The 20,453-nt window shown below is 56.3% G+C and carries 15 protein-coding genes and 1 tRNA gene; 12 read left to right on the forward strand and 4 right to left on the reverse strand.

Going from position 1 to position 20,453, the window contains the following annotated elements; all coding sequences use genetic code 11:
- The first annotated feature begins 26 nt into the window (after nt 1-26).
- The 4 genes from AC5S3R_RS16055 to AC5S3R_RS16070 all read left to right on the forward strand — a co-directional run bounded on the left by AC5S3R_RS16055 (nt 27) and on the right by AC5S3R_RS16070 (nt 2,092).
- A tRNA-Lys gene (locus AC5S3R_RS16055) sits at nt 27-102 on the forward strand.
- Between the two features lie 296 nt (nt 103-398).
- Nucleotides 399-815 (forward strand): phosphoheptose isomerase family protein, encoded by a 417-nt coding sequence (locus tag AC5S3R_RS16060; protein ID WP_494268167.1) that lies wholly within the window; start codon nt 399-401, stop codon nt 813-815.
- A 27-nt stretch (nt 816-842) separates the two neighbouring features.
- Nucleotides 843-1,850: an APC family permease gene (locus AC5S3R_RS16065; protein WP_494268168.1), complete on the forward strand. Its 1,008-nt coding sequence runs from the start codon at nt 843-845 to the stop codon at nt 1,848-1,850.
- The gene (locus tag AC5S3R_RS16070; RefSeq protein ID WP_494268169.1) at nt 1,847-2,092 is read left to right on the forward strand and encodes a hypothetical protein; all 246 of its coding nucleotides are present in this window, start codon (nt 1,847-1,849) and stop codon (nt 2,090-2,092) included. Before AC5S3R_RS16065 ends, AC5S3R_RS16070 begins: the two co-directional genes overlap by 4 nt.
- Before the next feature lie 163 nt (nt 2,093-2,255).
- Here the strand turns inward: AC5S3R_RS16070 and AC5S3R_RS16075 are convergent, their stop codons facing one another.
- The gene (locus AC5S3R_RS16075; RefSeq protein WP_494268170.1) at nt 2,256-3,116 is read right to left on the reverse strand and encodes a DeoR/GlpR family DNA-binding transcription regulator; all 861 of its coding nucleotides are present in this window, start codon (nt 3,114-3,116) and stop codon (nt 2,256-2,258) included.
- Nucleotides 3,117-3,364: 248 nt separating this feature from the next.
- On the opposite strand from AC5S3R_RS16075, the gene AC5S3R_RS16080 reads away from it, so the two are divergent.
- A complete protein-coding gene (locus AC5S3R_RS16080; RefSeq protein WP_494268171.1) occupies nt 3,365-4,849 on the forward strand; it encodes a tetratricopeptide repeat protein in 1,485 nt (494 codons plus the stop codon).
- An 8-nt stretch (nt 4,850-4,857) separates the two neighbouring features.
- Here the strand turns inward: AC5S3R_RS16080 and AC5S3R_RS16085 are convergent, their stop codons facing one another.
- Both AC5S3R_RS16085 and AC5S3R_RS16090 read right to left on the reverse strand, forming a co-directional pair.
- Nucleotides 4,858-5,754 carry a sugar-binding protein gene (locus AC5S3R_RS16085; RefSeq protein ID WP_494268172.1) on the reverse strand — a complete coding sequence of 299 codons (897 nt, stop codon included), beginning with the start codon at nt 5,752-5,754 and terminating at the stop codon, nt 4,858-4,860.
- Between the two features lie 14 nt (nt 5,755-5,768).
- Nucleotides 5,769-8,123 carry a hypothetical protein gene (locus AC5S3R_RS16090; RefSeq protein WP_494268173.1) on the reverse strand — a complete coding sequence of 785 codons (2,355 nt, stop codon included), beginning with the start codon at nt 8,121-8,123 and terminating at the stop codon, nt 5,769-5,771.
- Between the two features lie 198 nt (nt 8,124-8,321).
- Between AC5S3R_RS16090 and AC5S3R_RS16095 the strand changes: the two genes are divergently transcribed.
- The 7 genes from AC5S3R_RS16095 to AC5S3R_RS16125 all read left to right on the forward strand — a co-directional run bounded on the left by AC5S3R_RS16095 (nt 8,322) and on the right by AC5S3R_RS16125 (nt 19,977).
- Entirely contained in the window at nt 8,322-11,603 is a 3,282-nt protein-coding gene (locus tag AC5S3R_RS16095) for a TonB-dependent receptor (RefSeq protein WP_494268174.1), read from the forward strand.
- A gap of 1,191 nt (nt 11,604-12,794) precedes the next feature.
- Nucleotides 12,795-15,473: a TonB-dependent receptor domain-containing protein gene (locus AC5S3R_RS16100; RefSeq protein ID WP_494268175.1), complete on the forward strand. Its 2,679-nt coding sequence runs from the start codon at nt 12,795-12,797 to the stop codon at nt 15,471-15,473.
- Between the two features lie 10 nt (nt 15,474-15,483).
- A complete protein-coding gene (locus AC5S3R_RS16105; RefSeq protein WP_494268176.1) occupies nt 15,484-16,176 on the forward strand; it encodes a tetratricopeptide repeat protein in 693 nt (230 codons plus the stop codon).
- Between the two features lie 19 nt (nt 16,177-16,195).
- Complete coding sequence (locus AC5S3R_RS16110) at nt 16,196-16,876, forward strand: Fe2+-dependent dioxygenase (protein WP_494268177.1); 681 nt, start codon at nt 16,196-16,198, stop codon at nt 16,874-16,876.
- A gap of 128 nt (nt 16,877-17,004) precedes the next feature.
- On the forward strand, nt 17,005-17,817 hold the full coding sequence (locus AC5S3R_RS16115) for an EF-hand domain-containing protein (RefSeq protein WP_494268178.1): 813 nt from the start codon (nt 17,005-17,007) through the stop codon (nt 17,815-17,817).
- Entirely contained in the window at nt 17,817-19,379 is a 1,563-nt protein-coding gene (locus AC5S3R_RS16120) for a DUF2271 domain-containing protein (RefSeq protein ID WP_494268179.1), read from the forward strand. Before AC5S3R_RS16115 ends, AC5S3R_RS16120 begins: the two co-directional genes overlap by 1 nt.
- Nucleotides 19,360-19,977 (forward strand): PepSY-associated TM helix domain-containing protein, encoded by a 618-nt coding sequence (locus AC5S3R_RS16125; RefSeq protein ID WP_494268180.1) that lies wholly within the window; start codon nt 19,360-19,362, stop codon nt 19,975-19,977. Before AC5S3R_RS16120 ends, AC5S3R_RS16125 begins: the two co-directional genes overlap by 20 nt.
- Nucleotides 19,978-20,030: 53 nt before the next feature.
- Here the strand turns inward: AC5S3R_RS16125 and AC5S3R_RS16130 are convergent, their stop codons facing one another.
- A complete protein-coding gene (locus AC5S3R_RS16130) occupies nt 20,031-20,447 on the reverse strand; it encodes a cupin domain-containing protein (protein WP_494268181.1) in 417 nt (138 codons plus the stop codon).
- Nucleotides 20,448-20,453: the final 6 nt, after the last annotated feature.

Here is a 20,453-nt window from a genome sequence, read left to right on the forward strand (position 1 = left end):
CCTCGAAACCCTCTTAAAACCCTCCCGGACGCGTAGCTCAACTGGCAGAGCATTCGGCTCTTAACCGACAGGTTGTAGGTTCGATTCCTACCGCGTCCACCATTTTAATTCAACAGCTTACGGCTCCGATAGACTCCCCGATGACCCGCCAAAATGCCCGACTGTGGGGACTTTTGTGGGTACTCACCTTCAAAACCATGCGTATTCGCGGGTGATTCTGCGTACTGCTGCTTGCAGGATTTAACGACGATGCAAGCGTTGTAGAGAAGCGAAGCGCGGATGCAAAGGCGCTGCTGCCCGCATTGGACAAGGCATGCAGGGAGGCGGCCGACGCAATTCATGGCCGGGTGGTTGTACTTTCTTCTTCTCCGCTACTGGGGTGGGGGCGCGAAGCCTCTTTGAAGATACTGGAGCCGACAGGTGGGAGCTTTCCGGTTCTTGCGGAAACATTTCTTGGGCTGCGCCATGGACCAATGTCGTTTCTTACGTCGGATACCTTTGTGCTGTGCCTGTTCTCGAATGATCCTATCCGCTATCTATATGAGCTTGACCTGGTCAAGGAACTCCGAGCGAAGAAGCTGGGATATCTTTCGGGCATTGGCGGGGGAGAAGAAGCGGAACACCTGCTGGATCATCGGATTCCAGTAGTGGCAAGCGATCTTCCGGATGCGTTGCGGACGCCATTCGAGATTATTAGCCCGCACCTGCTGGCCTATTATGTCAGCGTCGACGCGGGGCTGAATCCGGACAATCCGAGCCCGGACGGCGTTATCGATCGCGTTGTCCAGAGCGTAACCATCCATCCAACAGACTAAAAATTTCAGCGGGCGCGGGAGAGTTGTGTGACGGAACAGGCAGAACGGCAGGAGGTGTCTGCAACAGGCCGGCTAAGCCGTACGCTGAGCCTTTGGAACCTGGTTGTGATTGGGGTGGTTGTGATTGGGGTGGTTGTGATTCAGCCGACGGCGCCGATGGGCATTTACGGCGTGGTGAGCAACCGGGTGCACGGCCACGTGGTAACGACGATCCTGATTGCCATGGTGGCAATGCTGTTTACTGCCGTGAGCTACGGCTGCATGGCGCGCAAATACCCAAGCGCGGGCTCGGCGTACACCTATGTGAGCTGCGAGACTAACTCTCTGCTGGGCTACATCGTCGGCTGGGGTCTGGTGATGGATTACCTGTTGGACCCATTGATCTGCACGGCGTTCTGCGCAAAAGCCGCGGAAAATATCGTTCCCGGTGTTTCCTACTACATCTGGGTGCTTATCTTTTCGGCGTGTTTTACCTGGATGGGCGTGCGCGGAGTGAAGACATCGGCGTGTGTGAATGAAGTCATGTGCATCGCGATGAGCATAGTTGTGCTGATTTTTCTGATTGCGGTGGCGCGCTCCGTGTGGGGAGGTCCATACGCGGAGCCGGATCTCATGCTGCCGTTCTACAACGCGGCAACGTTTAATTTTTCGAGCGTGCTGGGCGGCACGTCCGTGGCAGTGCTGACGTATATCGGGTTTGACGCGGTATCAACGCTCTCAGAAGAGGCGCGGAATCCGCGAAGAAAAATTTTGCTGGCGACGATTCTAGTGTGCCTGATTGCTGGCGTACTGTCGTCGCTGGAGGTGTATGCGGCAGAACTGGTGTGGGGATCGCAGCTGTTTGCCGGCAATGAGGTTGAGTCCGCGTTCGCGCTGCTCTCGCGGAGGGTGGGCGGCGTGGCACTGTTTCGTGCCATCAATCTGACGCTACTGGTGGCCAACATGGGATCGGGGATTGGCTCGCAGCTTGCCGCGGGCGGATTCTTTACAGAATGGGCCGCAGCAACGCGCTGCCACGGTCCTTTTTCAGTGTGATTGAACCGAAGCGGCAGGTTCCTCGCAACAGCATCCTGGTTGTGGGCGCAATAGCGTTTGCCGGCGCATCGTTGCTGGAGCTCTTCTCGGCACACCTGGGCGGCGGCGCGTATGAGATTGGCGCGGAGATGCTGAACTTTGGCGCGTTTCTCGCGTTCACCGGAGTAAACGCGGCTTGCTTTCTGCACTATTGGCGGTGGGACCTCGCCGTCATACAGGCATCCTGGCGGCCTCAGCGCTGAGCTTTGTCATTTGTCTGTTCATCTGGATTCATCTGGGTAATATGGCCAAGGCGCTAGGTCTTGTGTGGATGGTTCTGGGGCTTGGCTACGGGGCGATTCGCACACGCCGGTTTGGAGTGCGGATGTTCCAGCTCGACGAGGTGCTTGAATAGGCAGGCGCGAATCAGACAAGAATCAGGTTGCAGCCGAAGCCCTTCAGCCGTTCCTGGAAGGCTTCGCTAAGATTCGTATCGCTGATAACAGTATCGATCTCAGAGAACTCCGCGATGCGCGCAAGCCCACGTTTGGAAAACTTGCTGGAGTCTGCAACGAGGATAATCTCGCGGGCGATGCGCATCATGGCGCGCGTAACAATGGTCTCGTCGAAGTTGGCGCCGCTCACGCCAAAGTCGGGGTCACATCCTGCGCCGCTTAGAAAGAACTTGTCCGCGGCAAATTGATTGAGCATATCTTCGGCCGTGCGGCCTACGATGGAGGCAGACTCTCCGCGTACCGTGCCACCGATGATGAAGGTTTGCACGCCACGTGCATCGAGAAGCTCGGCGGCAATGTTGACACCATTGGTAATGACCTGGAGCGCATGCTTGTTCTTGATGCCACGGGCGAGCTCAACGGTTGTTGTGCCGGAATCGATGACGACCGTTTCCCCGTTGCTAACGAGAGTTGCGGCCATGGCCCCAATGCGGCGCTTTTCATCTGCATGGGATTTGAGCCGGTCATTGACTGAGGACTCCTGCAGAATGGTATCGGGAGAAACGGCACCGCCATGGGAACGCATGAGCAACCCGCGCTGATGCAGGTCGTTGAGATCGTTGCGAATCGTGACGGCGGATGTGTTGAAGACGTTGGCCAGCTCGTTGACCTTGACGCGACCCTGCGTACGAATCTTATGCAGAATCTGCATGCGGCGCTCTTCGCCGAGCATGCCTTCCATTGAGGCTCCCGGAAGCGGCTTCTCCTGTGCTCCCGTAGAAAGCGGGGCCAGTTCTTTCGATTTTCCTGCCCGCGACCTCTGCTTTTCCAAGCCCCACTCCTTATCGCCGCTTTTCAGTGTATCTTCGAGCGGGCAAGTGTAAATGGAATTGCTGCGGACAGGCTTTCTGCCTGCCTGCCGTGCCCGGATACAAAGTAAATTCAAATTGAGCTGCTAAGCAACACTCAAGATAATTGACAATTATAAGTGTTCGCAAGATACTGGGAGAAATTTTGGCGGATTTCGATACTTTATGAAACATATCGAAAACAGCATCGGCAATCCGTAAGGAAGCAGCAATGGTTCAGAAGTTCAAGGCTGTCCTCGGGTTGCTTCTGGCGGCAGCGGCATTTTCGACACATGCGCAAGCGCCTGCTTCGCAGAGTACCGCGGAGATTGTTACTGCACTGCGAACGCATCAATATGACCGCGCGCTGGCTCTTCTGGAGGCGGCTATCCAGAACTCTCCCCAGGAGGTGCGGCTCTGGGATTTGAAGGGTATTGCACTTTCCTCGCAGAGACAGACGGATGATGCGCTGAAGGCATTCCGCCACGCGCTCAGTCTTGCGCCAGATGACCGGGCGGCTCTCGAAGGAGCAGCCAAAATTGAGTATGACGAACGGACTCTGGATGCCAGCGCGACGCTGGAGCGCCTTGTACGGGTGGATGCGCACAACAGTGTGGCCCACGCCATGCTCGGTGAGATCGCGTTTGAGCGCAAGGAATGCGGCAAGGCCGTGGCGGAGTTTGAAGAGGCCGGAGCAGTGTTGGATGCGAACCCGGAGGCGCTGGAGCACGACGGCATGTGTCTGCTGAAAGATGGCGAGAACGAAAAGGCGCGGCCTGTCTTTGAGCGGCTCCTGATCCTCAAGCCGGCAGACGCCATAGTTCGCAAGCAGCTTGCGGCATTGCAACTGGATTCCGGCGATACGAATGGCGCGTTGAGCACGCTGAAGCCGACTCTGTCAGACGTAGCGGATAGTGGTGCGCTTTCGCTGGCGTCCGCCGCATATGAGAAGCAAGGCCGCACTCCGGAAGCCGTCGAACTACTGCGCAAGGCGATTGTGCTTGACCCTGCGAAAGAAGATCTTTATGTGCAGTTTGCGGAGCTCTCGTTCAAGTATCAGTCGTACCAGGTAGGCGTGGATATGGTGAATGCGGGGTTGAAGATAAGGCCCGATTCCGCCGCGTTGCTTCTTGTGCGCGGCATCCTGCTAGTGCAGCTGGAGCGGTATGCCGAGGCTGAAAAGGCTTTTGAGAGAGCAGACCAGTTGCAGCCGGGCTCGTCTCTGGTTGGGTCCGCGCAAGGGATTCTGGCGGAGCAGACAGGCTCGGTCGAAACGGCCATTCCGGTGATTCGCGAGCGGCTGAAGGCGAGGCCGCGCGATCCGCATCTTCTTTATCTGTTGGCGGAGAACTTGAGCGCAAAAGGCGACAATAGCGAGAATCAGGACGAGGCGATGCGGGCTGCCGAGGCCGCACTCACGATGCAGTCGGATATGGCGGAGGCGCATGATTTGCTGGCGAAGATATACCTGGCAAGGGGCGACAATGTGCATGCGGAAGCGCAGTCGCGGCTGGCGCTGCGATATGACCCGGAAGATCAGACAGCGGTCTATCACTTGATTAGGGCGCTGCACAAGCAGGGACGGGAGAAGGAAATATCGGAGTTGACTAGACGACTCCTGGACCTGAGGGAGGCTGCCGACCAGAGAGAGGTCGAGGCCAACCGTTACAAGCTGGTTGGCGAAAGCGCGGACTCGGGGACAAGCCAGCCGCATTAGCGCCAGTTTTACTTCGGCGGCTGACGGCGTGTGAGGAGCAGGGTTCCAAAGAGGCTTGTATCGCGCCAGAAGAGACCGTTCATTCCAGACCAATGAAGCTGCTGCTTGAGCGGTCCCGCGCCGGCGTCATTGTCGTTAACGGCGATATCGAAGCCGATGCGACGGCCGCCTTTTTCAATGGCTTTCATGCGAGCACCGGGAAGACGCATCCGCACTTCAAGGATATAGCCATCGGTGGTGCGCTTGAAGGCGTAGGCTCCGTCGTAGGGCATCTGCCCGAAGAGCGCGGTAACGTCGTTCTTTGCCATCACTTCGTCAGGGTACGCCAACGGTTCCTTTGCACCGCTGGGCAGCAGGAACATAGGCTGCGGAGCGCCCTTCTGATACTTCCAGAAGTTATCGAAGACGAACGGATGCTTCTGACTGAAGACGAAATGAAATTCATGGTGCATCGGGTCGCCAATGTAGTAGCGCGACATATTGGAGCCGTCGTTATCCAGCATCAGCTCCACGCCATCGTCATCCCAGGAGCCAGTGTCCATGGTTGGCGCCAGAGAGCCATGCGGCTCGGTCACGCGGTCGTCCGTGACGTGGACGGCTACATAAATATAGGTTTCGTCCCAGAGCAGTTTGAAGGTTGCGGAGAGATCACTAGGGCCTTGCCACTTCGCGTCGGACATGCCCTGCCCGACATAGAAGAAGCTGGCCCGGTTCATAGTGAAGCCGGGAACGTTCTTCCACTCCGTGAGGTCCCCGTCAATCACTATAGGGGAGTTGCGGTGCATGGCGCGGTATGTGGCCCAGGGATGCGGTGAGACCGCAGCACACGGAGCAATGCCAAGCGCGAGAGCAAGCAGCGGCACCCATGCGAAGCGGTGTTGAAACGGATGTGGAGTATGCGCCATGCGAAGCTCTCGTTTCAGAAGTTAGCCACCATATTCAGTTCTTTGTCCGTGCCGGCAGGCAGCGTGATGGTTGCACTTGCGGCATCGAAACGCGTCCAGGGCTGGCCGTTGATGGTGACCGACTTGAGAGGAGACTCGCCGGGAACACGCAGCCGGAGCCTTGCATCCGTTTTGAAGCCTGCGGGTAGTTTGATTTGGGCAACAATAGAGCCAGCAGCTATGTGAGAGTGAATAGAGTAGCTGACGCTGCCCCAGCGTGTGGGAGCATCTTCGACAGAGATGGATTTCCCATCCTGCAACCAGTCGCTTGGAGTGCCTTTTGCAAGCCAGAGCACATCGGCCTGTGGGTCCTCAAAAACGAGCAACCACTTGGTCATTAACGTAACGACCAACTGAGCGGGCGTGCAGTATGGCGCGGCAGCCACAGTTGGAAGAATGTTGCGGGTTTCCGGCGCAGTCCAGCTTCCGCGCGTATATTGGTGCGCCATGTCGGAGTAGGTCAGCAGCAGGGCCTTGCGAATCATGTCGTGCTGGATGAGCGCGTAGCCGTTGCCGTAGGAAAGGAAGCCTGCAAGCTCGCCCGTGTTGTAGCCGTACGCGGTTGGCAACCCCAGGATGATGTCGTGGTGGCGCGTGCGGTAGTCGATGACTATCTTCACCTGCTCATCCGTCAGGACGCCGGAGTAGAGCATTTCCATAAAAGCGCGGTAGGAGCGGTACTGCGGGTCCTCCTTGTCCTTGGGCACGGCTATGTGGAAGGGCTCGTGCACACCGGCAATGGCGGGTAGGATGCTTTCTCCATCGAGATGCAGGATAGACCTCGAGATCGCGGCCTGGATGTCGATTTCCAGTTCTGAGGACTCCTGCTGCAGTTTGCGGCCCCACTGCGTAAGCTCGGGGTTGTTTGTCTTTACGCCAATCTTCTCCCAGACGATGCCAAGGTCGTGAAACCCGCGCGCCGCCTCGGTGCTGTTCGAAAAGTACGGCTGCATATAGCGCTCGGGATGCGGATCAAGGCAGGCATCTGCTTCCGACCATCCCGCGATCAACCCATAAGCCGCACTCGATTGCGGCAACTTTTTGCCGCGTTCGCGCAGGGCAAGCAGGAGTTTGGCCACGCCATCGATGCGGCCGCGCAGCTTCAATAGCAGAGCCGGGTCGCCGCCGTAGCTCGCATACTGTGCCACTACTGTGAGCATGCGCCCATATTGCCCGGTCTCCGGGCCGCGGTACAGAATGGAGCCATCGTCGCGGACGAACTTCCCAAAGTAGTTATCAATATATTGTCCGGCCTGGGAGACCATGCCCCACTCAAGCATGGCAGCAGTGTCGACGTTAAAAGTGTCAGGAAACCCATCGTGCTCACTGCCGCCATAGTTGCGATCAAGAACACCATACTTCGGATAGTCGCCGATGCGGGTCATCATCTCTTGGATGAGAGAAAAGCGCGCCATATTGGAGAAACGCTCATCGGGGACGGAGATCTTCATTGCGGGCGCGAGGGTATGGTTCCATTCTGAGCGCAGACGAACGAGATCGCTGTAAAAATCAGCCGCGTCGTATCCCGTTCGTGGAGGGAATGGCTGGTATGAGTCGATGTACTTGATCCATTCCAATTGATTGTTCCGAACATGAGCAATGCGATACCAGGCAGGCTGGATGCGGTTGTTGCCATTAGAAATGCGCAGCGGAGCGTAAGCCAGCATTTCCACCCAACTGCCAGGCTCTTCCGGATAAACAAACCGCAGCACAGGTAAAAAGCCGCCGATCAGGCCATTGCGAACAGTTCCGTTGTTGCGGCTTGTGATGACAGAGGGGAAATAGATGGCGGGATCGAAATCCGGGGTTCGCCCGCCGTATTCAAAGCCAACTTTATCAAAAGTCTGCGGAGCACCCACAAAGGCATAAGTTTGCATCTTCCGGATGGGCGGAAAGACGGAGGCGATCTGCGCATACTCAGGGTCGCCAGGTTTGGAGAGGATTTCGTCTCCAAGCAGATCGGAGGAGCTCTTCATGACTTCATCCACGGAGTGGCCGAGATAGGGTTGCGTCGATGGGTCATTAGCGGTCGACTCGGAGCTTTTCGCTAGGCTGAGTCTAATGCCAGCCTGGTCGACAAAGACCAATTGGCCATCCATCTGCGTGAAGTCTTCGAGCACAGCCTGTCTGCCGGAAAGAACCGGAATGATCTGCATAAGAGTCCATTGGCCCGAGTGTTCGCCGGGGCGGAGGGTCGCGGAATGACCGTTCAAATGGAGCTCAACTGAGCCGGAATCGTTGAAGCGAATGACGCGGGTATCTTCGAGAGCGGATGCAAAGCCCGGCAAAGAAACAAATAAAAGGCTGAGGATTGAAAGAAATCGACACATAGTTACTTTCCTCGCAGAGCGGTACGGTCACGGGTCTCCAGCGCGAATCGAGTGCGTAGGCGACACATACAAAAAATAAAACGACAAGCGAATTACGAAAAATGTTGACACGAAACGAATATAAAAGCAAACATAAATATCAAATCGTAAGTTTGCGAAACTTCCTAGATGTTTCTATTTGAGAGCGGAGGCCGAAAAGTGAAACACAACGTCAGGGCGCTTCTCGTATGTTTATTGGCTGGCATGGTAGCAGTTCCGGCTGCTCTTGCACAGTTCAGCGCTAGCGTGCAGGGCACGGTGGTCGACCCAAGCGGGGCAAGCATTTCGAAAGCAAAGATTCGGATTCAAAAGATCGACAACGGGGTTGCGCAGGAGAAAGAGACCGACTCCGGCGGCAACTTCAGCTTTGGCAGCCTGGCGCCGGGCGAGTATCAGGCCACGGTGAAGGCGGCCGGCTTTGCCGACAGTGTCATCGCCTTCAGCCTGACAACAGGGGAGCCGAGGAGCCTGCCGGTCACGCTGAGCATTGCCGGTCAGCAGCAGCAGGTGACTGTTTCCTCGGAGGCTCCGATCCTGGACCCCGGTGACAGCCGGCTGTCGCGAACGATTGACTCCGTCGAGTTGCACACCATTCCGATTGCGGGCCAGAACTTTATGGGCCTGACGTCAATGGCTCCCGGCGTATCAGGGCTTGGCGTAGCCGTAGGCACAAACCCGACGGCCAACAGCAGCGGCCTGCCGGGACAGATTCCCGACAACTTTGCGACCGAACTGCCGGTGGATGCGAGTGCGAACGGGCGCAGCCTGCTGAGCAATATGTTTGTGGTGGATGGGCTGGACGTGACGAGCGACATCACGGGTGGCACGGCGAACCTGAGCCCAAATCCTGATGCGGTGCAGGAGTTCACCATAGAGACTAATACTTTTAGCGTGCAGTATGGCCGCGGCGGCTCGATTATTGCGGCCACCACGACTAAGGCGGGCACGAACAAATTTCACGGCAGCGCGAGCGACTTCTTTACCAATCAGCACCTCTGGGCGCGGACGCCGTTCACGGGGCCGGCGTATGCCCCGTTCAAGAGCAACAACCTGTCGGGAACCATCGGCGGACCAATCGTGCCGCACCGGCAGAGCTACTTTTTCTTCGCCATTGAGCCGCTGCGCTCAACGTTCTCAACCGGCAGCCAGGCATATTCGTTTGAAGACCCTGCATTTGTCGCATGGGCGGCAAGCAATTTTTCCGGCAACCTGGGAACTCAGCTATTGCAGAAATATCCCATCAAGCCGGTCAGCGACCTCACGCTGCTGGCAACGGCAAATGACATCTTTCCGGGAATCTGCGGAACGAGCGAGGCGGCGAACATTCCCTGTTCGCTGCCGATGATCGACCAGGGGTCGTATGCGGCCAGCCCGTACCGCAACGGCCTGCAGTTCAACACGCGCATTGACCAGTACTTTGGATCGGACCGACTCTACGGCAACTACTTCCGCATGACACACAGCGATGAAGGGCCGTCCGTGCGCACCGACATGAACACCACGTCGCTATACGATACAAATTCGCTGCAGGTGAATGAAACGCACACCTTCAATGACCACGTGCTGAACGAGAGTATGTTCGGGTTTTTGCGGATGCAAGGCGACGTAAATAAAACCGGACCCTTTTCCGTGCCGGTGGTAAATGTTGTGGGGCAGGGCGCGGGGCTGGGCATCGGGTTTTCGCAGGGCAACTTTATCCAGCACAACTATCGCTGGCGTGACGTGTTGACGCTGGTGCACGGCGCGCACTCATTGAAGGCCGGTTACGAAGGATGGCACGGCGACGATCAGGCGCTCTTTGCGGGCATCTACTCGCACCCAAGCTTCGATTTCAACAACCTGTTGGACTTGGTACAAGACAATCCGCACGACGAAGGCAGCCTGGCGTACGACCCGCTGACAGGCAAGCCGACACCTGGGCAGTATCTGTTTGCCGCCACCATCCACGGTGCGTTTGTGGAGGACACGTGGCAGGTCCGGCACAATCTGACCCTGACGGCAGGGCTGCGCTGGGATACATTTGGCAACCCGCATCCGACGGACGGCACTACCCTGGCCAACTTCTTTTTCGGCTCCGGGCAGTCTGAGCAGAATCAAATCGGCAACGGCTCTGTGATTCAACTGAACCACGTCTTCAATCATGCAATCAGCGGATTCAGCCCGCGTGTCGGCGTCGCCTGGGACCCGTCTTCGCAGGGCAAGTGGGTAGTGCGCGGCGGCGTTGGACTGTACCGTGACTGGCCCACGCTTGGCATCGATGAAAACAATCTGAAAGGAAACCCGCCGGGCTTTGTTCTGCCAACGTTCCTGACCGGAACCACGAATCCTCCTATTTTTGCGATGGGTACCAGCGACCATGATCCCCTTGGGTATCCTTACCCGAGCCTGCCAAGCACATCGCTTGACGAACATGGCGGACTGGCGGGAGCGCAGTTGACGATTGGAGGTATCGACCCAAATCTGCGCAGTCCGTACACAGTCACGTTCGTCGGGAGCATACAGCATGAATTCGCGGGCAAGTTAGTGGCGAGCGTGGGCTACTCCGGCACGCGCACACGGCAGCAATTGACGGGCTCCGTATTCAACCAGGCTCCAGGAACGGACATTAACCGCGTGGCCGGCGACCTGATTGTGCACAACAACGTGCTGACCCGCTTGAACAGCAGCTTTGGCACCATCAACTACACAAGGAACGGCAATAGCTCCAACTACAACGCCTTCATCGCAACGCTGCAGCGGCGCTTCAAGAATGGCTCATTCACGGCATCGTATACGCGGTCTGCGTCGATGGACTTCGGTCAGCAATATCCGGACCAGAACCGCATCTCGCAGTACTGGCAGCCCTCCGGCTTCGATGTGCCGAACAGGTTCTCGTTTACCGGCAGCTATGAGATTCCTGTACGCAGGTTTGAGGAGCATGCGGTGAATGTTCTGCTAGGTGGATGGGAATTGGCGGGAACATCGGTGGCGCAGGACGGTGAGCCATTCACGGTGTATACGGGTGCTTCCTTCCAGCCGGAGGTGGACGAGTCGGGCAAGGTGATTGGCTTGATGCCAGGGAGTGGCGACTTCAACGCCGATGGCTATAACTACGATTGGCCGAACGTCAGCCGGAGCTACTCCACGGCGACCGGACACATCGCGTATCTCAACGGCATTTTCGCAAGCGACGACTTCACGGCTCCGACGATGGGGAGCGAAGGCAACGAGCGGCCCAACCGCTTCCGCAATCCTGGATTTTTCAACGTCGATTTGTCGCTCATCAAGAAAACGCGGATCAGGGAACAGATGGCCCTCGAACTTCGGTTTGAGTTCTTCAATGTGCTTAACCGGATGAACTTGAATCAGGTGGACGGCAATCTGGCGGATGGTTCGTTTGGGCGTTCCACTTCCGCATTCAATCCAAGATGGCTTCAACTGGGCGCTAAATTCACATTCTGAACGCAACGATCTGAAGGCAGCGACCGGAGCATGTTAATGTTCTCCTGAATTGCGGCCGTTAAGCTGGTGAAGGCGGTTTGAAAGAAACAGCTCTCACTAGCTTGGCAGCCGCTAATTTTTCAACAGGCCGACTGTCACAAGCATTTGACGTCGATAGAAGAAGGATAATAAGGAGGTGGCGGAACATTGCATCCCTGTGCACATAGACGGCGCTGCAAACCAGCTTTTCCAAGAGGTCGGTCGATTAGGATCTGCTGGCCGGGCTGCGTTTCGACGGAGATATGCCAAAAGCTCAGATAATCCTTCATCGTGAGAGAGGCTTGCCGAGGTATCCAGTCTTCAGCGAAGCCACATAAGTTGAATCGAGGGAGGCACGTCTAGTGTGCAACTCGATACGCTTGAGCTGCTCGCATAAGGGCTCCGAGTAGCACCAGCGGCTCTCTTTTTCGATATCGAGGTGGAAGATATATGTGAGATCCGCAAACTGGACAATCCTTCATCAAATGGGTTGGCCTAATACGCATAGCCGACAGCCAGAAATGCAGAGAATTGGGTTAGCCAAGTAAATTTATGCCTTTTGTGCCTCCTGTCATTGCGCCAACGAGGGCCGGATGAAGCCCAAAATTACTGTGGGGACTTTTGTGGGTAAACTGGTGAAAAATAGTGCGAAATTGTGGGTAGTCCCTATAATTCAGTTGTGCCAGCGAAGTTTTACAAGTGCATGAAAATGCTACATATAGAGTAATGTTGAGCAATGCTGAAAGCTGCAAAATCCTAGTTCTTAACCGACAGGTTGTAGGTTCGATTCCTACCGCGTCCACCATCGAATCCAGTACACATTTGCAGCTTCTCTGAAACGTCAGGCAAGCGTCGCGCATTTCGTTTTGTTGAATGCTGAGGCAGCATCAGCATAAAGTCCTTGCGCACCTGAACAGGCTTGGTACGTAATTGCGGCTGGAATAGGGAACTGGGAAGCCATCGACATCGGTACATCTTGTATCGTGAAATTTCCTTCAATAAATCCGACTGAATATGTCGCATATAGGGCGCTCCCTGTGTATATTGAATAAGGACGAAATCAGTCGCATATCTGCATCAGAATATAAGACTTTTTCAGTCCTATATCGGTGGGACAAGTGTGTGTATCTCATTGTTTCTGAAGCATTTCTTCAAGATAAAAGGAGATCGATAATGAAGAAGGAACCAAGAAGAAGCAAGTTGGCCAGAAAGGCTTTTCTTTCTGCAGACCAGCGCGCAGAGTTCCCGGAGGTGTTTGGCGAAGCACATCTCGGGGGTGAGCGCGATGACAGGATTCAGCCAGCAGCAGTTGGCCGTGGAAAACGTAACTCCCTGCTTGCCATGGCCGCGTTTGCGCTGGTCGGGTTGACGGCGCGCGGAGCTGAAGCAACAACTGTTCCCAGCGACGAGAAAGATGCTTCCGATGCCAGCAAATCGCCCGTGCGCGACGCTGGCGAGCAGAACAATCCCGGGCAGACGGTGCACAATTTCAAAATCCCCGCCGGCACCCTGAAAGAAGTTCTGGCTGCCGTGGAAAAGGATACGGGTGTTTCTTTCGCCTTTGCCTCTGACGATATTGGAGCCTTGCAGTCGCCCGGCGTGACGGGCGTTTTGACCATGCAGGAAGCTCTGAGCCACGTTCTGGCCAACACTGGCGTGTCCGCCCGCTTCGAGAGCGCCGATAGGGTTGTTCTCTCCGTTACTGGCGACAAGACCTCGGTTGAAGTTCACGCCGATGTAATGCCCTCCCCCAAATACACGGCTCCTTTGGTTGACCTCCCCCAGACGGTCTCGGTTATTTCCCAGGAAACGATGCAGAACACGGCCTCGTCCACGCTGATGGAGGCTCTTCGCACTGTTCCCGGCATTACCTTTGGCGCGGGCGAAGGCGGCAACCCGCTCGGCGACCGTCCCTTCATTCGTGGCATGGATGCGCAGTCCAGCACTTACATTGACGGCATTCGTGATATCGCTGCACAGTCGCGCGAAGTCTTCGATATTGAGAGCGTAGAAGTGGAAGAAGGTCCCGGCGGCGCTTACGGTGGCCGTGGAACCGGCGGCGGCAGCATCAACATGAACAGCAAGCTGGCGCGCCGCGACAACTTCATCGCAGGCAGCTTTGTGCCCGGCACCTCCAACTATAAACGTGGTACCCTGGACGCCAATGCCAAGCTGGGCAGCCTTGTTTCTGGCCGCATAACAGGTGTGTGGCATGATGCCGATGTAGCAGGCCGTGACGCCGTGCATACCGGACGCTGGGGCGTGGCTCCCAGCCTTGCCATCGGTCTTGGTGGCCCTACGCGCGCTTATCTTGACTACTATCACCTGGTTTCAAGCGGCATTCCTGATTCCGGCGTGCCGTACAACAACCCGAGCAAGGTGCCTACCAACGATCCGGGCGAACGAGTTCTTCAGCCCGGTGACGGCCAGCCGCTCAAGATTCCTCATCGCGGCATGTTCTGGGGACTAACGGACCGTGACCATAACAACAGCACTGTGAAAGCTGCTACCGGTCGCGTGGAGCGGGACCTCTGGAATGAGCATGCGCTGCTCCGCGATTCGTACCGCTATGAGCGCACCGAGACGGATTATGTATGGACGCTGCCCGACGACAGCCAGGGCAACATCTACTACGGACTGCTCTTCCGCCGTATTAACGATCGTGTCAGCGCGGTCTTTACTTCGGACAATCAGACCGATCTCTCCGGCCAGTTCAAGACAGGCAAGTTTAAGCACACCTATGCAGTGGGCATGGAATTCTCTTCGGAGCGCGGTAACAACGACTCCTACAACGTAAGCAGCTCGACCAGCCTCAGTGGTGGTACGGAAACCTGTCCGCTGGGAGCAGGCGCAGCCGATAACTACAACTGCGTGGAGTTATTTGCGCCGGACTATCATGATCCGTGGACGCAGCATAACACCCTGCCGCTGAACCATAACCCAACCCATTCGAAGTCGGTTACGCAGTCCGCGTATGCCTTCGATACCATTGTGTTTACTCCGCATCTCCAGAGCACGGTTGGTGGCCGTTATGACCACTACGATTCCACCTTCTCGCCCGCGAAGTCGGCAACGGCAATTCCGAAGCAGGAAGTGGAGAACAACATTGGTACCTATCTAGCCAGTGTGATCTACAAGCCGGATAGCCCTACCAGCATCTACGGGACTGTGAGCACGGCGTCTATTCCTACCGGCAGCTCGCTGGCGCAGGGCGTGGATACCTCGAACCTGAGCACGGTTGGCAATGCGGATCTTCAGCCAGAACAAATCCGCGAAGAAGAGATCGGCGTAAAGCGCGAGTTCAACCGTGGCCGCGCATTGGCACGAATCGACCTCTTCCGTGAAGACATCCAGAATGTGCGCATCACGCAGGCGGACGGCACGATTGCGGCTGCCGGCAATGATCGCACGCTGGGATGGGAAGCTGGCCTCAGCGGCATGATTACGAGGAAGTGGCAGTTTACCGGCGGCTACACCTACCTTGATGCAATCCTGACGAATGCAGGAGGTGCCGGTGCGGCTAATGGCGCCACCAACGGCCAGGCCATGCCGAACACGGCTCGCCACAGTGTCAGCATCACCAGCAGCTACGGGATTCTTCCCCGGTTGCATGCAGGCGGCGGCATCTACGGCATGACCAAGGTGTGGGGAAGCCAGGCAAACAACAAGTGGGTGCCGGGATATGTTCGTGAAGACATCTTTGCGAACTACGAGCTCAACGAGCACATCAATCTGCAAATGAACATTCAGAACGTTGGCGACACCTACTACTTCCAGCAGGCGTACCAGACACACTATGCCATTCCAGGGCCGGGACGTACAGCCTTGTTTGGTCTCAACATGAAGTTCTAGGCGAGAGTTGATGCAGGAACCCGATCAAAACTCGCTGGAACTGGTGCGCGCCGCGGCCCAACGTGGCGTGCACCATGCACAGGTTATCTATGGGCAAATGCTGCTGGATGGCAAGTGTGTAGAGCGCAATCCGGCAGCAGCGCTGCACTGGTTTGAGCGCGCCGCAAAAGGCGGCAATCTCATGGCCATCAATATGGTGGGCCGATGTCTTGACCAGGGCTGGGGCATTGCACGCAGTTCGCGCCTTGCGGAGATGTGGTTTCGCAAAGCAGCCGAGCGCGGGCTCGACTGGGGTATGTATAACCTGGCAACGCTGTTGACGCTTGGCGAAGACGGCGTAGTGCAGGACAAGATGGAAGCCTTCCACTGGCTACAAAAAGCGGCTGAGCTTGGACATGTAAAGTCCATCAACCTGCTCGGCGGTTTTTATGAGGACGGTTGGGTTGTTCGTCGTGATCGCACCATGGCGAGAGACTACTATCGCCGCGCAGCTATCGGTGGAGACTTTCGCGGGCAGTTCAACCATGCGCGCTTCCTGATTCAGGAAGGCGATTTGCTTGGCGCTCTGCATTGGTTGCGACAAGTGCCCGCCACGGCAACACCGGCATTTTTGAGCAAGATGAAAGAGCATCTTGCCGCGCTTTCTTCGCACCATGAGATTCAGAACTTCGTTCTCAGCCTCTCTGAGAGCACGCAATCCTGATTTTGTTTGAGGTTAGAAGATGTTGATTCAAATTCCCGATGTGCTGAGCCAGGAAGAAGTGGTTCAGTTTCGTAAAGAACTCGACAGTACCAACTGGGTGGATGGCAAGGTCACGGCGGGCTATCAGTCCGCACGCGTAAAAGACAACATGCAGCTGCCGGAGTCGAGCCCGGTTGCAATTTCGCTGGGGCAGCGAATTGTGCAGGCTCTGCACCAGAACCCTCTCTTCATTTCGGCTGCTCTGCCTGCCAAGATTTTTCCACCACTCTTCAATCGCTACGATGGCGGGCATTCTTTCGGCAATCACGTGGACAATTCGATTCGCCGCATCCCCGCAACAGGCGAGCAGATCAGGACCGACCTTTCCGTTACGCTTTTCCTGAGCAGTCCGGAAGAGTATGACGGCGGCGAGCTCATCATTGATGACACGTATGGCGCGCACTCCGTGAAGTTGCCTGCTGGTCACATGGTGCTTTATCCGTCTACCAGTCTTCATCGTGTTCTTCCAGTTACGCGTGGCAGCCGTGTCTCTTCTTTCTTCTGGCTTCAAAGCCTCATTCGGCATGATGCTCGCCGTGCTCTGCTGCTCAATCTTGACGTGGCGATTCAGAAAGTTGGCCGCGACATGGAGCAGCATCCTTCGCTCGTTGAGCTGACCGCCGTGTATCACAATCTGCTGCGCGAGTGGGCAGAGGTCTAAACAGACCCTGCTCAAAAATCGTCTGCATATTCAACAAAGTGCCATTCAGGAGACTCTTCGTGTCACGCAATTTGTGTCTATCTTCTCGCTATTGCCTCTTGATGGGGTTGGCAATCGGAGCCTGCGCCATGACGCAGGCGCAAGGGCCGCAGCAGCGTCCGCGGCTTGTTTTGCAGGCGCTTGATACGAACCATGACGGAAACCTTTCTCCACAGGAGATTCAGTCTGCGCCCGATTCGCTTCGCACTCTCGACCTGAATAGCGATGGGCAGTTGAGCTTCAGCGATGAGTTGAGCCCGCGCCGTACGGATGCAGGTGCGGACCCGAATTTGCTGGTCGAGCAACTTATGAAGTTTGACCGCAATGGAGATGGCGTGCTGACTGCAGATGAGCTGCCGGAGCGTATGAGCTCTCTTTTGAATCGCGCCGACCTCAACAAAGATGGCAAGCTTACTCCGGACGAAATCCGGCAAAGCGCGGCAAGATCGACAACTCCGCATGGTCATGAAAACGGCAATTCCGCAGAGGCTGCTGGCCTGATGCACCTCGACCCTCTCATCGATGCGCTTGATGCAGATCATGATGGTGTTATCACGGCGGAAGAAATGAAGGATGCCAGCCAGCATCTTCTTGCACTGGATAAGAATCATGATGGAAGCATCAGTCCCGACGAAATGCGCATGCGCCCGCAATCACCGGCACAGCGCGCGGCACACGCGCTTGGCGAGTTCGACTCCAATCATGATGACAAGTTGAGCCGCGAAGAAGTTCCCGATGGTCTTCGCGCACGCTTTGACGAAGCAGACAAGAACGGCGATGGTTTACTCGACAAAACCGAGCTTGAGCAGATGTTTGCAACCATGCCTGCTGGCGGTCCTCGCCGCAACTCGGAAAACAACGCGGCGCCGGATGCGCAACAACCGAAAGGACCGAACAACTAATGTACAGTTCTTCTTCCCGCTTCTGGAAAATCGCGGCTTCCTTGCCGTTGGCCACGGTTGCTGTCAATGGCTCTGCGCAGTCAGCGCACATTCCCGCAGCCGCAGGGCAGCAGGGCACTGGCTCATGGAGCTTTCATCACGAGCATGTTCTGGGAACCTCGCTTGAGATAACAGTCCGCGCTGCAAACATGATGGAAGCAAAGCGTTCGGAAGCCGCCGCGCTTGCCATCTTCGATCATGACAATGCCATTCTCAGCACATGGCGCGCAGATAGTGAAGTCTCGCGCTGGGCAAAGACGCGGCTTATGCCGGTAGCTGTTTCCCCTGAGCTTTTCGATGTGCTTGCACAGTTCGATCACTGGCGCGAGCGCACGAGCGGAGCTCTTGACCCCTCGGTAGAGGCCGCAACGCGGCTCTGGAACCGCGCAACTGCTGAAGGCCGCGTACCGACGGAGCATGAGATTGCCATGACAGTTGAGGCGATTCAGCAGCCTCATTGGTCGCTCGATGCCGAGCATCGCACCGCTACGCGTCTCAGTGATGTTCCACTCGCGCTGGCCTCGTTTACCAAGAGCTATGTGAGTTCACGAGCAGCAAGTGCAGCCATGAAGACAGGCGCTTCCGGCATCATGCTCAATGTCGGCGGAGATGTCATCGTGCGTGGCGATATGAGCCAGATGGTCGCCATCGCGAACCCTGTTGCCTCCGCGGAGAATGACCGCGCGCTTGATTACGTCGCAGTTCGCAATCGCGCTGTTGCTACCAGCGGTTCGTATCGTCGCGGCTTTGAGATTGCAGGCGCGTTGAAGACAGGCGCTCCACGGTTCTCGCATCTCATTGACCCACACACGGCGCAACCCGCAAGCCATGTGCTCTCTTCTACGGTGATTGCGAAGGACGCCGTTACAGCAGGTGCTTTGGCCACGGCATTCTCTGTTCTTCCTGTTGAGGAGAGCCGCAGGCTTGCAGCCTCTTATTCTGACACACAGTATCTGCTGGTTCTGGCGAATGGCGAGCAGGTGAGCAGCGCAGGCTGGCCGCAGTCTCCCAGCCTTCGGCAGGCAGCTTTGCTGCGCTATGCTGCGCCTGCAACGAACGGTCTGTGGAATCCAGCTTTTGAACTGAGCATCGATATCAATCTTCCACGTATAGAGGACGCCCGCTATCGCCGCCCTTATGTTGCTGTGTGGATTGAGGACGCGGACCACTACCCGGTGCGTACGCTTGCTCTTTGGTTTGATAAATCCCGCTGGCTTCCCGACCTCAAGCAGTGGTATCGCGACGACCAGGTGCGCAGCCTTAGCGAAGGCACGGATGTGTCGAAGACTATCTCGTCAGCCACTCGCTCGCCCGGCCACTACACTCTGAAGTGGGACGGCAAGGACAATGAGGGCAAGCCCGTGAAGGCCGGCAAATATACTGTCTGCATTGAAGCCGTGCGTGAGCATGGTGGCTACGACCTTCAACAGCATCAGCTCGATTTCAACGGCAGGCCGCAACAGGCTGCGTTGACGGAAGCGAAAGAACTGGGAGCAGCAACGCTTGACTACCACAAGCGCTAGTCAGACAACATCACGGCGCGTGGCCCTGCGGCAGAAGACCGCAAAGACCGCGCGCTGGCTTCACATTTATCTCTCGATGGTGAGCTTCGCCATCGTATTGTTTTTTGCGGTTACAGGCCTAACTCTCAATCACCAGGAGTGGTTTGAGCACGCGGAGAAAACCACGTTGGTGAAAGGCTCCATGCCGCTTGCTCTGCTTAGCAAGCCGGACGAGCTGCGAATCGCAGAATATCTTCGCAACTCAAATCATGTGAGCGGAGCTGTCGGAGAAGTTCGTACAGACGACGAGCAGGTGTCGATATCTTTCCGAGGGCCGGGATACTCCGCTGACGCAACAATCATTCGTTCCACAGGGAAGTATGAACTGGTCGAGACGCGGAACGGCTTTTGGGCCGTGATGAATGACCTGCACAAAGGTCGGGACACAGGCAAAACGTGGAAGTGGTTCATTGACATCTCCGCTGTTCTGCTCACACTGGTATCACTCACCGGCCTGCTGCTGATATTTTTCCTTTACAAGAAGCGTACGGCGGGGCTTATTGTTGCCATTGCTGGAACTCTTGCAAGCCTGTTACTCTACCGCCTTTTTGTTTCATAAGAGAGAGAAGTGGCGACGTTCGTGTAGTTGCCATGCGGTTTTCACGTGTCGGACTATTTTATTTCTTGAACAAAGCTCTCCGGTGTGCCGTCTTCGGGATTTACAAAGATAATGTCTTTCGGGTCGCGCCTTGGGGCATCAATCGACAAGAAGACAAGCGGTTTCTCGTAAATATCAGGCAACGCATGAACGACCGTCCGCTTGAAAAACAGCAGGTCGCCCGGCGCAAACTCTGCCTGGTTCGACGCGTCTTCCATCCAGAAGGTACCGCGCCCGGAAAGCACATAAAGATACTCGTCGCTCTTTGCGTGATAGTGCGGCGGCGTGCTGCGATAGACGCGCCAGATGCGCGCACTGGCTTCCGGCTCGTCGGTCAGGTAGGTGTCGAGCAGAATCGTATTCGCCGTCTCCGGAAATGTCTTTGCAATTTCATGCGGCTTGAATCGTTGCGACTTTTGTTTTTCCGTCATGGTGTT

The sequence above is a fragment of the Occallatibacter sp. FHG110214_02 genome, from assembly GCF_059115385.1.

Excerpts from the sequence above, each read along its gene's own strand:
- AC5S3R_RS16080 (WP_494268171.1), top strand. The coding sequence starts at position 3,365 with ATGGTTCAGAAGTTCAAGGCTGTCCTCGGGTTGCTTCTGGCGGCAGCG.
- AC5S3R_RS16085 (WP_494268172.1), bottom strand. The coding sequence starts at position 5,754 with ATGGCGCATACTCCACATCCGTTTCAACACCGCTTCGCATGGGTGCCG.
- AC5S3R_RS16090 (WP_494268173.1), bottom strand. The coding sequence starts at position 8,123 with ATGTGTCGATTTCTTTCAATCCTCAGCCTTTTATTTGTTTCTTTGCCG.
- AC5S3R_RS16100 (WP_494268175.1), top strand. The coding sequence starts at position 12,795 with ATGAAGAAGGAACCAAGAAGAAGCAAGTTGGCCAGAAAGGCTTTTCTT.
- AC5S3R_RS16105 (WP_494268176.1), top strand. The coding sequence starts at position 15,484 with ATGCAGGAACCCGATCAAAACTCGCTGGAACTGGTGCGCGCCGCGGCC.
- AC5S3R_RS16110 (WP_494268177.1), top strand. The coding sequence starts at position 16,196 with ATGTTGATTCAAATTCCCGATGTGCTGAGCCAGGAAGAAGTGGTTCAG.
- AC5S3R_RS16115 (WP_494268178.1), top strand. The coding sequence starts at position 17,005 with ATGACGCAGGCGCAAGGGCCGCAGCAGCGTCCGCGGCTTGTTTTGCAG.
- AC5S3R_RS16120 (WP_494268179.1), top strand. The coding sequence starts at position 17,817 with ATGTACAGTTCTTCTTCCCGCTTCTGGAAAATCGCGGCTTCCTTGCCG.
- AC5S3R_RS16130 (WP_494268181.1), bottom strand. The coding sequence starts at position 20,447 with ATGACGGAAAAACAAAAGTCGCAACGATTCAAGCCGCATGAAATTGCA.